General features: G+C 72.7%; 12 protein-coding genes. 5 read left to right on the top strand and 7 right to left on the bottom strand.

Going from position 1 to position 13,750, the window contains the following annotated elements:
* Nucleotides 1–226: 226 nt before the first annotated feature.
* Complete coding sequence (locus ACZ4UV_RS03375) at nt 227–1,129, bottom strand: peptidoglycan-binding domain-containing protein (protein ID WP_467835638.1); 903 nt, start codon at nt 1,127–1,129, stop codon at nt 227–229.
* A gap of 160 nt (nt 1,130–1,289) precedes the next feature.
* Between ACZ4UV_RS03375 and ACZ4UV_RS03370 the strand changes: the two genes are divergently transcribed.
* Nucleotides 1,290–3,326, top strand: coding sequence for an MDR family MFS transporter (locus tag ACZ4UV_RS03370; RefSeq protein WP_467835636.1), 2,037 nt, complete (start codon nt 1,290–1,292; stop codon nt 3,324–3,326).
* On the opposite strand, the gene ACZ4UV_RS03365 is transcribed toward ACZ4UV_RS03370, so the two are convergent.
* Nucleotides 3,319–3,816: a GNAT family N-acetyltransferase gene (locus tag ACZ4UV_RS03365; protein ID WP_451021976.1), complete on the bottom strand. Its 498-nt coding sequence runs from the start codon at nt 3,814–3,816 to the stop codon at nt 3,319–3,321. The two genes, ACZ4UV_RS03370 and ACZ4UV_RS03365, sit on opposite strands and share 8 nt — an antisense overlap.
* Before the next feature lie 151 nt (nt 3,817–3,967).
* Between ACZ4UV_RS03365 and ACZ4UV_RS03360 the strand changes: the two genes are divergently transcribed.
* Together ACZ4UV_RS03360 and ACZ4UV_RS03355 are read left to right on the top strand one after the other, a co-directional pair.
* Nucleotides 3,968–4,609, top strand: coding sequence for a hypothetical protein (locus ACZ4UV_RS03360; RefSeq protein ID WP_451021977.1), 642 nt, complete (start codon nt 3,968–3,970; stop codon nt 4,607–4,609).
* A 5-nt stretch (nt 4,610–4,614) separates the two neighbouring features.
* Nucleotides 4,615–5,145, top strand: coding sequence for a hypothetical protein (locus ACZ4UV_RS03355; RefSeq protein WP_451021978.1), 531 nt, complete (start codon nt 4,615–4,617; stop codon nt 5,143–5,145).
* A gap of 37 nt (nt 5,146–5,182) precedes the next feature.
* Here ACZ4UV_RS03355 and ACZ4UV_RS03350 read toward each other — a convergent pair whose 3' ends face one another.
* Nucleotides 5,183–5,626 (bottom strand): DnaJ family domain-containing protein, encoded by a 444-nt coding sequence (locus ACZ4UV_RS03350; RefSeq protein WP_467835633.1) that lies wholly within the window; start codon nt 5,624–5,626, stop codon nt 5,183–5,185.
* A 101-nt stretch (nt 5,627–5,727) separates the two neighbouring features.
* Here ACZ4UV_RS03350 and ACZ4UV_RS03345 point away from each other — a divergent pair, with 101 nt between their 5' ends.
* Nucleotides 5,728–6,117 carry a hypothetical protein gene (locus ACZ4UV_RS03345; RefSeq protein WP_390045341.1) on the top strand — a complete coding sequence of 130 codons (390 nt, stop codon included), beginning with the start codon at nt 5,728–5,730 and terminating at the stop codon, nt 6,115–6,117.
* A gap of 28 nt (nt 6,118–6,145) precedes the next feature.
* On the opposite strand, the gene ACZ4UV_RS03340 is transcribed toward ACZ4UV_RS03345, so the two are convergent.
* The 3 genes from ACZ4UV_RS03340 to ACZ4UV_RS03330 form a co-directional block, all read right to left on the bottom strand.
* Entirely contained in the window at nt 6,146–6,817 is a 672-nt protein-coding gene (locus ACZ4UV_RS03340; RefSeq protein ID WP_451021980.1) for an O-methyltransferase, read from the bottom strand.
* A gap of 111 nt (nt 6,818–6,928) precedes the next feature.
* A complete protein-coding gene (locus tag ACZ4UV_RS03335) occupies nt 6,929–8,065 on the bottom strand; it encodes a DUF2330 domain-containing protein (protein ID WP_451021981.1) in 1,137 nt (378 codons plus the stop codon).
* 294 nt (nt 8,066–8,359) lie between these two features.
* Nucleotides 8,360–9,742 carry an MFS transporter gene (locus ACZ4UV_RS03330; RefSeq protein WP_467835631.1) on the bottom strand — a complete coding sequence of 461 codons (1,383 nt, stop codon included), beginning with the start codon at nt 9,740–9,742 and terminating at the stop codon, nt 8,360–8,362.
* A gap of 382 nt (nt 9,743–10,124) precedes the next feature.
* Between ACZ4UV_RS03330 and ACZ4UV_RS03325 the strand changes: the two genes are divergently transcribed.
* Nucleotides 10,125–12,170 carry a bifunctional glycosyltransferase 87/phosphatase PAP2 family protein gene (locus ACZ4UV_RS03325; RefSeq protein WP_451021983.1) on the top strand — a complete coding sequence of 682 codons (2,046 nt, stop codon included), beginning with the start codon at nt 10,125–10,127 and terminating at the stop codon, nt 12,168–12,170.
* Nucleotides 12,171–12,306: 136 nt separating this feature from the next.
* Here the strand turns inward: ACZ4UV_RS03325 and ACZ4UV_RS03320 are convergent, their stop codons facing one another.
* The gene (locus ACZ4UV_RS03320; RefSeq protein WP_451022423.1) at nt 12,307–13,476 is read right to left on the bottom strand and encodes a steroid 3-ketoacyl-CoA thiolase; all 1,170 of its coding nucleotides are present in this window, start codon (nt 13,474–13,476) and stop codon (nt 12,307–12,309) included.
* Nucleotides 13,477–13,750: the final 274 nt, after the last annotated feature.

The following is a 13,750-nucleotide window of genomic DNA, read 5'->3' as shown; positions in this document are numbered from 1 at the left end:
GGACAGCGCCCCGTAAGGGGCGCTGGGGGTACCCCCGGCCGAAGGCTGGGGGAGGAACTGTGCGACCAGCCCCCACGCACCCGCAGTCACACCACCACCGCAACCACCCCGAACCGCTCCACCCACCCGCGGACACCCACCACCGCACCCCACCCCACCACCACAACCGTCCCGACCCGCACCACTCACCGACCCCCCGGCAACGAACCCCCCTCGGCCCGCCCCCCTACGGCTTCGTCGTCTCCGACTCCAGTGCCGCCCGGGTAGCCGTCCCGTACACCCCCGACTCGTCGGTCAGGATCCCCCGCGTCAGCTGGTACGTGCGCACCGCGCTCTCGGTCTTGCTGTCGTAGTGGCCGTCGGCGGTCCCCGAGTAGAGGCCCACCTGCTTCAGCCGGAGCTGGAGTTCCGTGACCTGCGCACCGCTGTCGCCGGGGCGGAGGATCGGCGGTGCGGAAGGCCGGGCCGTTGCTGACGTGCTGGTCGCCGGAGTCGACCGGGTGGGGGAGGCCGAGCGGGAGACGGTCGGCGAGGGCGTCGCGCTCGACGCCGTGGCGGAGGGGCTCGGGCTCGCCGACGCCGACGCGGACGCCGACTCCGAAGGGCGCGACGAGGCCGTCGGCGCCGCGGCCGAAGGCGACGCCGTGCTCGGCGTCACGTCCGGGACGCTCTCCCGTACGTCCTGCGGCGCCGCCCCGTCCCGCTCCGGTGTCAGCCGGGAGAAGAGGCCGCTCACGAAGCCCGCCGCGGCGAGCACCGCCACCACGGCTCCGGCGACGGACAGCAGCAGGGCCCGCCGGGAGCGCCGGCGAGGTTCCTCCGGGGAGGCCGTCGGCTCGGCGTCGGAGACCGGCCCGCGCTCCGGCCCCGTCACCGCCGGCAACGGGATCGTCGGCTCCCCCACCGCCCGGACCGGTTCGGTCTCCGCGCCGCCGGCGCGCTCTATGTCGATGTACGGCCGTATCCGCAGCGGGTCGAAGTCCTCCGCCGCCGCCTGTTCGGCCGTACGCGCGTCGCGCAACGCGTCGGCGGTCCGCTGGTTGCAGTCGCAGGCGGGGGAGCCGTCCGGCCCCTTCGGCGTCCCGCACTCCGGGCACTGGTGGCCCCCGCTCCCCGTCGTGTCCGTCACGGCGTTCGCCCTCCCCTCACAAACTCCACAGATTATGCAGAGCACCCACACGTACGTTCCCCCGAACCCCTCGTCTCAGGGGCACCGAAAAGGACCCGACGGGCCATACCGGGTGACACCGTCCACGATGGAAGATGGCCCAAAGCCCCGGGAGGTCTCCATGGCCCTGGAAACGACGCACACCCAGGCGAAGGACGCGGAGCGCGTACCCGGCAACGTGCTGGTCCCGATCGGCGCGCTGCTGCTCGGGCTGCTGCTGGCCGCGCTGGACCAGACGATCGTGTCGACGGCGCTGCCGACCATCGTCAGCGACCTCGGGGGGCTGGAACACCTGTCCTGGGTGGTCACCGCCTATCTGCTGGCCTCCACCGCCGCCACCCCGCTGTGGGGCAAGCTCGGCGACCAGTACGGGCGCAAGCGGCTCTTCCAGCTCGCGATCCTGATCTTCCTCGTCGGGTCGGCGCTGTGCGGGATGGCCCAGAACATGGGGGAGCTGATCGGCTTCCGCGCCTTGCAGGGTCTGGGCGGCGGCGGGCTGATGGTGCTGTCGATGGCGATCGTGGGGGACATCGTGCCGCCGCGGGAGCGGGGGCGGTACCAAGGGCTGTTCGGCGCCGTCTTCGGTACGACCAGCGTGCTCGGGCCGCTGCTCGGCGGGGTGCTCACCGAGCATCTGAGCTGGCGCTGGGTGTTCTACGTCAACCTGCCCGTCGGCGTCGTCGCGCTCGCGGTGATCGCCGCCGCGCTGCACATCCCGCGCCGGACCGCCCGTCACGTCATCGACTACCTCGGCACCCTCCTGATCGCCGCCGTCGCCACCTGCCTGGTGCTGGTGGCCTCGCTCGGCGGGACGACGTGGGCGTGGGGGTCGGCGCAGATCATCGGGCTCGTGGTCGTCGGGGTGGTGCTCGCCGTCGCCTTCGTCGTCGTCGAGCGGCGGGCCGCCGAACCCGTGCTCCCGCTGAAGCTCTTCGGCATCCGCACCTTCACCCTCGCGGCCGTGATCAGCTTCGTCGTCGGGTTCGCGATGTTCGGCGCGATGACCTATCTGCCGACCTTCCTCCAGGTCGTTCAGGGCATCTCGCCGACCCTGTCGGGTGTGCACATGCTGCCGATGGTGGTCGGTCTGCTGCTGTCCTCGACCGTTTCCGGGCAGATCGTCAGCCGTACCGGGCACTGGAAGGTGTTCCCTGTCGCCGGCACCGGCGTGACGACCATCGGTCTGCTGCTGCTCCACCGGCTCGACGAGCACAGCTCGACCGCCGAGATGAGCGGCTACTTCTTCGTCTTCGGCCTGGGCCTCGGGCTGGTCATGCAGGTGCTGGTGCTGATAGTCCAGAACTCCGTCTCGTACGAGGACCTCGGCGTCGCCACCTCCGGCGCGACCTTCTTCCGCTCCATCGGGGCCTCCTTCGGCGTCGCCGTCTTCGGTTCCGTCTTCGCCGGCCGGCTCGCCGACAAGCTCGCCGACGCCTTCCGGGGCGTCCGCCTCCCGCCCGGCGTCACCCCGTCCGCCCTCAAGGCCGACCCGCGGGGCATAGCGACCCTGCCGCCCGCGCTGCGCCCGGCGGCCCTGCACGCGTACGCGTCCTCGATCACCGACGTCTTCCTGTACGCCGCTCCGGTCGCCGTCCTCGGCTTCGTCCTCGCCTGGTTCCTCAAGGAGGACCCGCTGCGCGGCTCGGTCACCGCGCCGGACGCGTCCGAGACCATCCCGCCCAACCCGGTCCAGCGGTCGTCGTACGACGAGTGCTCCCGGGCGCTGTCCCTGCTCGGCACCCGGGAGGGGCGCCGGGAGGTCTACCAGAAGATCAACGCCCGGGCCGGGTACGCCGACCTGCTGCCCGCGTCCGGCTGGCTGCTGCTGCGGATCCGGAAGTACGGCTCGGTGGAGCCGGGGCGGCTCGCCGAGCGCGGCCCCGTCCCGATGAACGTCGTCCTGGCGGGCGCCCGCCAGCTGGAGGAGCGGCACCTCGCCGACCGCCTGGGCCTCGACCTGACCCTGACCGAGGAGGGCCGCGAGGTCGCCGCCCGGCTCGCCCGGGCCCGCGAGGAGTCCCTCGCCGGCCTCCTCGGCGACTGGTGGAGCCCGGACCGGCCCACCGACCTGGACCGCCTGGTGCGGGAGCTGACCGACGAACTGTGCGGCACCGAACGCGAGCAGCCGCAGCACCCCGCCGCGGGCCAGGTCAGCTGACGAGCTCCTTGCGGAACCAGTGCTCGGCGTAGACGTCGTCGTTGTGCCGCGCGGTCTCCGTGTAGCCGAGCCGCGCGTACAGGGCGCGGGCCTCCACCAGGTCGGTGCGGGTGTCCAGGACGATCCGCGCGGCCCCGAGGGCACGGGCCGCGTCCTCGGCCGCCGCGACGAGGGGCGCGGCGCCGCCCCTGCCGCGCAGCTCCTCGTGCACGAAGACCCGGGTGAGCTCGGCGGTGGCCGGGTCCAGGAGCCGTACGCCCGCGCAGCCGGCCGGCTCACCGTCGTACCGCGCGATCAGCAACCGTCCGGTGGGCGGCGCCAGTTCGGAGCCCGGACGGGCGGCGATCTCCCGTTCCAGCTCGGCCGGGTCGGTGCGGTGGCCCTCGTGGTGCAGGTACCAGCGGTCGCTGACCTCCGTGTAGTACGCCCGCCACAGGGCGACGGCGGCGGGGGAGTCCGGGCGTTCCGGGGTGATCGTCCAGGAGGTCATGGGCCGTAGTCTCCGGCGGACCGGGGTGTTCCACGCAACCGGATATCTGCGGTCTCGGGCCGGCTCCGTCCGGCCGGGCCGTTTGCGCGGCGGCGTGCGGGTCACCCGGACGCGGAGACGGCCCGTCGGGCCGAGACACCGGAAGGCAACCATGTCCACAGGCTTGATCATCGTGATCGTGGCCGCCGTGGTCGTCGTCGCGGCCCTGCTGGCCGTGCGCGCCAGGGGCAGCGGCCCGCAGGGTCTGAAGCGGCGCTTCGGGCCCGAGTACGAGCGGACGGTGGCCCAGCACGGCGGCGACACCAAGGCGGCCGAGCGGGAACTCGCCGAGCGGGTGCAGCGCCACGGCGGACTGCACGAGCGTGATCTGGAACCGGCGGAGCGCGAACGCTACGCGGCGCGCTGGACCACCGCGCAGGAGCACTTCGTCGACTCGCCCCGGGAGTCCGTGACCGAGATCGACCGGCTGCTCGCCGAGGTGGCGGCCGCCCGGGGCTTCCCGGCCGGCGCCCAGTACGACGACCAGGTCGACGCCCTCTCCGTGCACCACGCGGACCACGTCGACGGCTACCGCCGCGTCCACCGCGCCGCCCTGGCACCCGCGGGCGGCTCCCCGCTGGGCCGGGCCGGGACCGAGGAGATGCGCACGGCCATGATCGAGGCCCGCTCCCTCTTCGACGACCTGGTCACCCCGTCGTCCCGCGAGCACGGCCGGCACCGCGCCGGTGTCGGTGCCGACACCGGCGGACACCTGCCCTGGTCCGCCGACCAGAGCCGCCCGAAGGAGAGTTGACCGACATGACCGACGCCAGGACCGGATCGGGCCGCCGCCCCGTGGGCGGCGACGTGTATCCCGGCGGTACCGCGATGCCCCCGGGACGTGAGGAGGGGACGACCGACTGGGGCGACGCCTCCGTGAGCGGTGTCACCCCGGGACGGGAGGAACCCGAACGCATGGACGACCGGGACGACCGGGGTGCGCCCGGACAGGCGGTGCTGGTGGCCGGTGACGGCCCGGGGCACGAGAGGGACGCGGGCCGCGGCGGCGGGCAGCTGATGCCCAGCGAGGAGTGCGGACAGCTGGAGCGCCGGCTCCAGCACGCGGTCACCGGTTTCGTCGACGAGCCGCGGACGGCCGTCGAGGAGGCCGACCGGGCCGTCGAGGAGATCACCGCCCGCTTCACCGACGCCGTCGACCGGCGCCGCCGCACCCTGCGCGGCAGCTGGCAGTCCGCCGACGCGAACCACCCCGGCAGCGCCGACACCGAGCAGCTCCGGCTGGCCCTGCGCGACTACCGCGAACTGGCGGACCGGCTGCTGCACATGTGAGCCGCCCGAGCCGCCCGGGGAGTCCCGGGACCCGGAGTCACCCGTGCGGGTCCGGCTCCGGGTCCCGCTCCGCCCCGGCCGCCGTCCGGCGCTCCCGCCACTCGCGTACGACCTCCTCGACGTCGTACGGCTTCTTGCCCAGCGGGGGCCCGGGCGGCGGCTTGAACATCATGTCGCGGATCTTGACGTTGACGTCCGTGATGATCTTGCGGACGATCCGCTCCGAGGGCGCCGCCCAGGCGGCCGCCAGCGCGTCCTCGGCCTCCTTGCGCAGGGCGAGCGTCGGAGGCAGCATCGCCAGGCCCTCCCGGGCCATCTTCCGCTTGATCCACCACAGTTCGTCGTACGACGTCTCCAGGGCGGCCGGCAACGGCTCGCCCGCGCCCGGCAGTTGATCGAACTCACCGCGCCGCTGGGCGTCTTGGATCTGCTTGTCGACCCAGGACTCGAACGGCACCCCGGGTGGCTTTCGCTCGGTCATGACTCCATTGTGCCGGACGTGGCCCGGCCGGGCGTTTTATCATGCGCCGGAGATCCACGACGGATCACGAAGGATCCAGGAACCGCGCAGGGGGAACGCACGTGCTCGAACTCACCATGGCCTCCGTGTCCGGAGAAGCGGGCGAGACGGCCGGAATGCTCATGGCCGACGCGCCCAGCGACCCGGGTGCCGTGCTGCGGGTGGGCCGCGACGCCGCCGCCTGCCGGCTCGCCACGCCCGACGACTGGCTGTTCGTCTCCCGGGTGCACCTGGAGTTCCTGTGCGGGCCCGAGGGCGGCTGGCAGGTCACCTGGCTGCGCGGCTCCCAGACCGAACCGTCCTCCGAGGTGCTGCTGACCGTCGGCGAGTACGCCCAGGCCATCGCCTACGGCGGCACGGTCGCGCTGCCCCGGGGCGGCTCCGGCGAGATCGTCATCCGGGACCGCACCGCCCCGCGCAGCGTCAACGTGGGGTTCTACCAGGAGGGTTGAGCAACGTCTCCCGGCCGGCTCGGCCGGGTCAGTCGAGGACCCGCGCCAGCGCGAAGCCGTCGTAGCCCTTGCTGCCGACCGTCTGGATCGCCGTGCCGGTCAGCCTCGGGTGCGCCGCGATCAGCTCGATCGCGGCGCGGGTGCCGACCACGTCCGGCTCGGCGCTCTCGGCGTCGACGACCCGGCCGCCGCGCACCACGTTGTCGACGATGATCAGGCTGCCGGTGCGGGTGAGCCGGAGCGCCCACTCCACGTAGTGCGGGTTGTTGGCCTTGTCGGCGTCGATGAAGACCAGGTCGAAGGGGGCCGGGTTCTCGTCGGCGAGCTTGGGCAGCGACTCCAGGGCGGGCCCCACCCGCACCTCGACCACCTTCTCCAGGCCCGCGCGGGCGATGTTGCGGACCGCGATCTCGGCGTGCCGGGCGCTGTACTCCAGCGAGATCAGCCTGCCGTCGGCGGGCAGGGCGCGGGCCAGCCAGATGGTGCTGTAACCGCCGAGGGTGCCGATCTCCAGGATGTTCCGGGCGTCCTGGATCTGGGCGAGGAGCTGGAGAAGTTTGCCCTGGTTGGCGGTGACGTTGGCGTGCGGGAGCTCGTTCGCCTCGCTCTCCCGCAGGGCCGCCTGGAGCGACTCGTCGTCCGGTGACAGGTGGCTGGTGAAGTAGAAGTCGACGTCGTCCCAGAGCTGAGAGCCGCTCATGCTTCCGCTGCCTTTCGCCTATGCAGATGGCTGTCCAGTGACAGCTACCTGGATAGCACTACTCAGGCGACGGACGCGCCGGTGATCGACCGCCCCGGTGCCGTACGGAACTCAGCCGATCGGCGCAGGGGGCGTGGGGGGCTGCGTCGGAGGCGGCGGGGCCGGGTGGCGGGAGCGGCGTACGGCCGCGAGCGAGGTGACGGTGACGACCAGCAGCAGCGCGGTGCCGACCGTCAGCAGCCAGGCCGGGATCCCGGCCACCTGGCGCAGCCGGTCCTCGTAGACGACCTGCTGGAACGGGGTGTCCGAGGCTGCCCGCCGCAGCACCAGGTCGGCGGAGATCTGGGACGGGTACGGGAACTCCTGGCCGATCGCCGTCAGGTACGGGGCGCCTGCGGCCAGCTCGCCCAGGTCGCCGGCCGGGCGGCTGAGCCGGCCGGCGTAGACGACCCGTGGGCGGTCGCCGCCGATCGCCGAGCGCGGCTCCATGCGGTGCGCGGCGAGGACGTACAGGCCGAGTGACTGCGGGGTGGCCGCGAGCCGGGACAGCCGCATCGGGTAGACCGGGCGGCTGCTGGCGAAGGCGAGGTGGAGCGGGTCGAGGGCGCCGCGCAGCGCGGTGTCCGCGGTCTGCGGGGCGAGTCTGACCGCGACGTACTCCCAGTGGTCCGCGACGTAGGGCTGGAGCGCGGTGTTCAGGCGGGGCGGGAAGGGGAAGCCGTTGCTGCGCAGCCAGCCGTCCAGGGCGCCGGAGTCGGTGGCGGTCAGCTGGGCCACGTCGAACGGGCCGAGCCGCTGGCGGCCGACCACGCCGACGCGGGGGGCGGTGGCGCCGGCGCCGGGCGGGCCGGTGGCGGTGCCGCCGCCGGTGGTGAGGGGCCAGTCGCCGTCCTCGGGCCAGAAGTGCGAGCGAGTGCGGTGCACCGGGGCGGTGAGGGTGTGCAGCTGGTCGAAGAGGGCCGGGTCGGCGAGGGCGACGGTGGCGCGGTGCGGGACGGGCATGATCCAGGCGGCGCGGTCGGCGTCGCCGCCGACCGTCAGACGCATCACGATCTGTTCGCGGGTGCCGTCCCAGCGCAGGACGGATTCCTCGCGGCCGACGGTGACCCGCTGGGCGGCGTCGGGGACGAGGGCGCCGCAGGCGCAGGCGAAGGCGGGGGCGGCGAGCCGGCCGAGCTGGATGCCGGTGAGGATGAGGAGGACGGCGAGCAAACGTGTGCGTCGGCGGGGTCGCCGCTGGCCGATCATGAACCGATGCCCTCCGCCCTACCGTCGATCAGGACTACAGACGGTATAGCGGAGGGCGTGGTTCCTGGGCCGTTCCGGACAGCCACCGTCTGTCTACCGACGGTACGGGCGGAGGGGGCCGATCGTTCGAACGTGCAGGTGAGTGGGGGATTTGCGCAGTTCCCCGCGCTTCTGGAGGGGGGCCGCCGGGTTCTGTGGGTGCGGGCCGGTGGGGGCTTGGCGCGCAGTTCCTCCCCCAGCCTTCGGCCGGGGGTACCCTCAGCGCCCCGTCGGGGCGCTTCCTTCGGGACGCTTCTATCGGGGCGCTTCTACGGAGGGCGCCGAGCCCGGCAGGGGCTTGCCCGCTGTTTCTGCCATCCGCCAGGCGGCGAAGCCGCCCACGATTGCCGCGGCCATCATGTAGTACGCGGGCATCATCAGGTTCCCCGTCGCTCCGATCAGGGCCGTGACCGCCAGGGGGGTCGTGCCGCCGAAGAGGGAGACCGAGATGTTGAAGCCGATCGACAGGGAGCCGTAGCGGACCCGGGTGGGGAAGAGGGCCGGGAGGGCGGCCGGCATGGCCGCCGTGAAGCAGACCAGGAGGAGGCCCAGGGCGCCCATGCCGAGGGCGACCGCGAGCAGGCTGCCCTGGCGGATCAGGAGGAGGGCGGGGACGGAGAGGAACAGGAAGCCGGCGCAGCCCGCCGCGATCACCGGGCGGCGGCCGACACGGTCGGTCAGGGCTCCGGCGAACGGCTGGACGATCATCATCAGCGCCATCACGCCGAGGACGACCAGCAGGCCGTGCGTCTCGTCGTACTTCAGCTCGCTCGTCAGGTAGCTGGGCATGTACGACAGCAGCATGTAGTCGGTGACGTTGAAGACCAGGACCAGGGCCATGCACAGGAGCAGGGCCGGCCACTGGCTGGTGATCATCTCGCGCAGGGGGACCTTCGGGCGGGACGACTCCGCCTTCTCGACCTCCGCCGCGAACGCCGGGGTCTCCTCCAGGCGCATCCGCAGGTAGAGGCCGATGATGCCCATCGGGCCCGCGATCAGGAAGGGGATGCGCCAGCCCCAGGAGGTCAGGTGGTCCGAGGACAGCAGGGCCGTCATCAGGGTCACCAGGCCGGCGCCGCCGATGTAGCCCGCCAGCGTGCCGAACTCCAGCCAGCTGCCGAAGAAGCCGCGCTTCTTGTCCGGCGCGTACTCGGCGATGAAGGTGGACGCGCCCGCGTACTCGCCGCCGGTGGAGAAGCCCTGGACCAGGCGGGCGGCGAGGAGCAGGAGCGGGGCGCCGACGCCGATCGTCGCGTAGGAGGGGATCAGGCCGATCGCGAAGGTGCCCGCCGCCATCATGATCATGGTGAGGGCGAGGACCTTCTGGCGGCCCACGCGGTCGCCGAGCGGGCCGAAGACCATGCCGCCCAGCGGGCGGACCAGGAAGGCCGCGGCGAAGGCGCCGAACGTGGACAGCAACTGGGCGGTCGGGCTGCCGGACGGGAAGAAGACCTTGCCCAGCGTCACCGCGATGTAGCTGTAGACGCCGAAGTCGAACCACTCCATGGCGTTGCCGAGCGCGGCCGCCTTCACGGCGCGCTTCACCAGCGCGGGGTCGGTGACGGTCGGGGCGGGGGCACCGGCCGCACGGGGGCCGGGGACCTGGACGGACGGGGTGACTGCTGTGACGGTCGCCAAAACGGGGCTCGCCTACCTTTCGTGGGGGACAGGGGCGCGGCCCGTACGGCGGCGGACGGGACGAAAAGCGACGATAGGAGTACTTGGGGGCGTTACGTCGCGTACGCGCTTACCTGCACAGTGCAGCCAAACGCGCTGTACGCAGGGACGTCTGCCCGCTCCCGCGGGGGCATGCGTGTTGCGCAGTGTGATCCTTGTCGCGCTCCGTGGTGTCAACCCTGCCCCCGGGGCACGGTCGTCTTCCGGACAAAAGGCGGAGGGACGTCAGGTGAAGTGGGGGTTGCCTGCGTCTCTGTCCAGAGGTGATGGGAGCCTCGTAGGGTTCTCGGAGCGATCGAGCGGACCAGCGGGTGTGCGTAACGGGGCGGGAGGCCGGCGAGGCGTGGCGAACGTGGAACACGGAGGACGAGCGGGGGAGGCTTTCGGCGGGGCGGAGGCCGGAGCACGGTTCAGAATGGCCCGGCTCGGCCTGTGGGCGGTGGCCGCGATCCTCGTCGTACGGCAGCTGGCCGCCGTCCTCGGCACCCCGAGCGGAGAACGGCTGACGGACCTGGAGACCTGGGTCGGCCCCGACGGCGTGCTGCACGTCAAGGGTTCCCTGTACGACTCGACGCAGTTCACCGGCACCCCCTTCGGCGGGCTGGTGCTCAAGCCGCTCACCAGAGCCGCCGAGCAGGCCCTCGGCTGGGGCTGGACCTTCGGCACGCTGCTGCTGGTGGTCGCCCTCGGCCTGGTCGCCGCCCGCGCGCTGCCCCAGCCGGTGAGCCGCCGCACCTCGCTGCTGGCCGCGCCGGTCGCGATCAGCCTGCTGCTGCTCTCGCTGCCCGTCCGCAACACCCTCTGGCTCGGCCAGACCAGCATCATCCCGGTCCTGCTGGTGCTGCTCGGCTGCTTCGCCGCCCGCGGGCAGCGCGAGAGCGGAGTGTGCGTCGGGCTGGCCGCCGCCCTCCAGCCGGCCCTGCTGCTCTTCGTCCCGCTGCTGTGGTTCACCGGCCGCCGCCGGGCCGCCGTCGCCGGCGGCGCGACCTTCGCCGTCTGCACGGTACTGGCCTGGGCGGCGATGCCGCACGACTCGTACACCTACTGGATCCACCACATGGCCGGCACCGGCCTCGGCGGCGAGGCGGACGCGCTCGCCAACCAGTCGCTGCACGGCGCCCTGCTGCGGTTCGGGCTGAGCGGCCCGCTGGAGATCGTCCTGTTCCTGGCGCTCGGCGCGGCCGTGGCCGTCGTCGCGCTGCGCCGCGCGGTGCGCTACGCCCGCGACGGGCAGCTGCTGCTGGCGGTCGCGATCACCGGTTGTGCGGTGATCGCGGTGTCGCCGACGGCCTGGCAGCACCAGCTGCTGTGGGTGCTGCTCGCGGTGGTCGGCCGGGCCGGGCGGCGTGCCGCCGACCGGACCGTGTGGCCGGTCGTGGTCGTCCTCGTGATGACGCTGCCCGCCAAGGCGATGCTGCCGAACCAGTCGCTCTTCATACCCGTGCGCGACAACGTGATCCTGTTCGCCGCCCTGGCCGCGGCCACGGTCGTCCCGTTCCTGTCCCGCAGCGCCCCGGAGTTCGCCCGCCCGGTCCCGACGGACTACGCCGAGCCGGTCCCGGCCCGCCTCCGGCAGGTCCCGCTGGCCCCCTCGCTGGGCCGGGTGCTGACCCGCCCCAACCTCTTCCTCGAACTGGTCGCGATGCGGCTGGTCTACTTCGTCTACCAGCAGATCCGGCTCGCCGCCGCCGGGGACGGGAACGGCACCTCCGGGCGGGCCCGTGCCGAGCGGCACGGGCACCAGATCCACGACATCGAGCGGTTCCTGCACCTCGACATCGAGCACTGGGCCAACCACACCGTGTACGGCATCGGCTGGCTGCGCGGCTTCCTCGACTTCTACTACGAGTCCTTCCACTTCGTCGTCCCGCTGACCGTCCTCGCCGTCCTCTACGTCCGCCGCCCGGTCGACTACCGCTGGGCCCGCACCGCCCTCGGCTTCGCCACCGCGTTCGCCCTGATCGGCTTCTGGCTCTACCCGCTGGCGCCGCCCCGTCTGATGCCGGGCCTCGGCATCATCGACACCGTGCACGGCCCGCAGGACTTCGCCAAGCCGGACTACGGCACCCTCACCCAGCTGACCAACCAGTACGCGGCGATGCCCTCGCTGCACTTCGGCTGGGCGCTGTGGTGCGGGATCGTCATCGCCGTCGTCGCCCCGAGGTGGTGGCTGAAGGCGCTCGGCCTGATCCACCCCCTCTTCACCGTCTCGGCGATCATCGGCACCGGCAACCACTGGGTCCTGGACGCGGTGGGCGGCGCCGCGGTGGTCGGCGCGGGCTTCGGCGTGGGGTATCTGCTGCAGGGGCCGCGGGCCCTGCGGGTGGCTGGGGCCGACAAGGAGGTCCGGGAGCCCCGGGAGCCGGTGACGGCACCGGCTCCCGGGTGAACGTGCGGTTGTAAGTGGTGCGGTGGGACGTCGTTCGGCTGCGGCGCCGTCGTGGCTGGTCGCGCAGTTCCTCCCCCAGCCTTCGGCCGGGGGTACCCCCAGCGCCCCTTTCGGGGCGCTGAACTCCGGGCGCTTTTCAGAGCCGCTGGATGATCGTCCCGGTCGCCAGGGCGCCGCCCGCGCACATGGTGATGAGGGCGAACTCCTTGTCGGTGCGCTCCAGTTCGTGCAGGGCGGTGGTGATGAGGCGGGCACCGGTGGCCCCCACCGGATGGCCGAGGGCGATCGCGCCGCCGTTGACGTTGACCTTGTCCAGGTTCTGCTCGAAGACCCGGGCCCAGCTCAGCACCACCGACGCGAACGCCTCGTTGATCTCGACGAGGTCGATGTCCCTCAGGCTCATGCCGGCCTTGCCGAGCACCGCGCGGGTCGCGTCGATCGGGCCGTCGAGGTGGAAGTGCGGGTCGGCGCCGACCAGGGCCTGGGCGACGATCCGGGCCCGGGGCCGCAGCTTCAGCGCACGCGCCATCCGCTTCGACGCCCACATGATGGCGGCGGCACCGTCCGAGATCTGGGAGGAGTTGCCCGCCGTGTGCACGGCCGTCGGCATCACCGGCTTCAGGCCCGCCAGCGCCTCCGCCGAGGTGTCCCGCAGCCCCTCGTCCTTGTCGACCAGGCGCCACATGCCCTGCCCGGCGTGCTGCTCCTCCTCCGTCGTCGGCACCTGGACGGCGAAGGTCTCCCGCTTGAAGCGTTCCTCGGCCCAGGCGTGCGCCGCCCGCTCCTGCGAGAGCAGGCCGAGCGCGTCGACGTCCTCCCTGCCCAGGCCCCGGTTGCGGGCGATCCGCTCGGCGGCTTCGAACTGGTTGGGCAGGTCGACGTTCCACTCGTCGGGGAACGGCTTGCCCGGCCCGTGCTTGGAGCCGGAGCCCAGCGGCACCCGGGACATCGCCTCGACCCCGCAGCTGATCCCGACGTCGATGACCCCGGCGGCGATCATGTTGGCGGTCATGTGCGAGGCCTGCTGGGAGGAGCCGCACTGGCAGTCGACGGTGGTGGCCGCGGTCTCGTACGGCAGCCCCATGGTCAGCCAGGCGGTACGCGCGGGGTTCATGGACTGCTCGCCGGCGTGGGTCACCGTGCCGCCGACGATCTGCTCGACCGCGTCGGCGGGGATGCCGGTGCGGCCGAGGAGTTCACGGTAGGTCTCGCCCAGGAGGTAGGCGGGATGCAGGTTGGCGAGCGCGCCGCCGCGCTTGCCGATGGGGGTGCGTACGGCTTCGACGATCACGGGTTCCGCGGCCATGGGGGCTCGGTCCTCTCCTCGGTCACCCGCGCGGCGCAGGGGCGTCCCGGCCCGGCCCGCCACGCAGAACTAGAACGCGTACTAGTTCTGGGTGCAGTCTGCTGACAGGCCGTCCACAATCGCAAGAGGGGTGCATGCAATTGGGGTGACCGTGCCCCTTGCGAGTTGTAGAACCCGTTATTACCTTCTCGGCAACCGGCATTTCTGATGGTCCGTCAGAACGGCTGTCGGAACGGCCGCAGGAACGCCGACACGTCCAGGTCCGTACACGGTG

The sequence above is a fragment of the Streptomyces sp. NPDC028289 genome, assembly GCF_055565975.1.
The sequence above is the reverse complement of the archived record's forward strand: the minus strand, read 5'-3'. Positions and strand labels throughout refer to the sequence as shown.

Coding starts and splice junctions, on each gene's coding strand:
- ACZ4UV_RS03360 (WP_451021977.1), top strand. CDS start 3,968: ATGTCCACAGGCTTGATCATCGTGATCGTGGCCGCCGTGGTCGTCGTC.
- ACZ4UV_RS03370 (WP_467835636.1), top strand. CDS start 1,290: ATGGCCCTGGAAACGACGCACACCCAGGCGAAGGACGCGGAGCGCGTA.
- ACZ4UV_RS03340 (WP_451021980.1), bottom strand. CDS start 6,817: ATGAGCGGCTCTCAGCTCTGGGACGACGTCGACTTCTACTTCACCAGC.
- ACZ4UV_RS03365 (WP_451021976.1), bottom strand. CDS start 3,816: ATGACCTCCTGGACGATCACCCCGGAACGCCCGGACTCCCCCGCCGCC.
- ACZ4UV_RS03320 (WP_451022423.1), bottom strand. CDS start 13,476: ATGGCCGCGGAACCCGTGATCGTCGAAGCCGTACGCACCCCCATCGGC.
- ACZ4UV_RS03355 (WP_451021978.1), top strand. CDS start 4,615: ATGACCGACGCCAGGACCGGATCGGGCCGCCGCCCCGTGGGCGGCGAC.
- ACZ4UV_RS03350 (WP_467835633.1), bottom strand. CDS start 5,626: ATGACCGAGCGAAAGCCACCCGGGGTGCCGTTCGAGTCCTGGGTCGAC.
- ACZ4UV_RS03335 (WP_451021981.1), bottom strand. CDS start 8,065: ATGATCGGCCAGCGGCGACCCCGCCGACGCACACGTTTGCTCGCCGTC.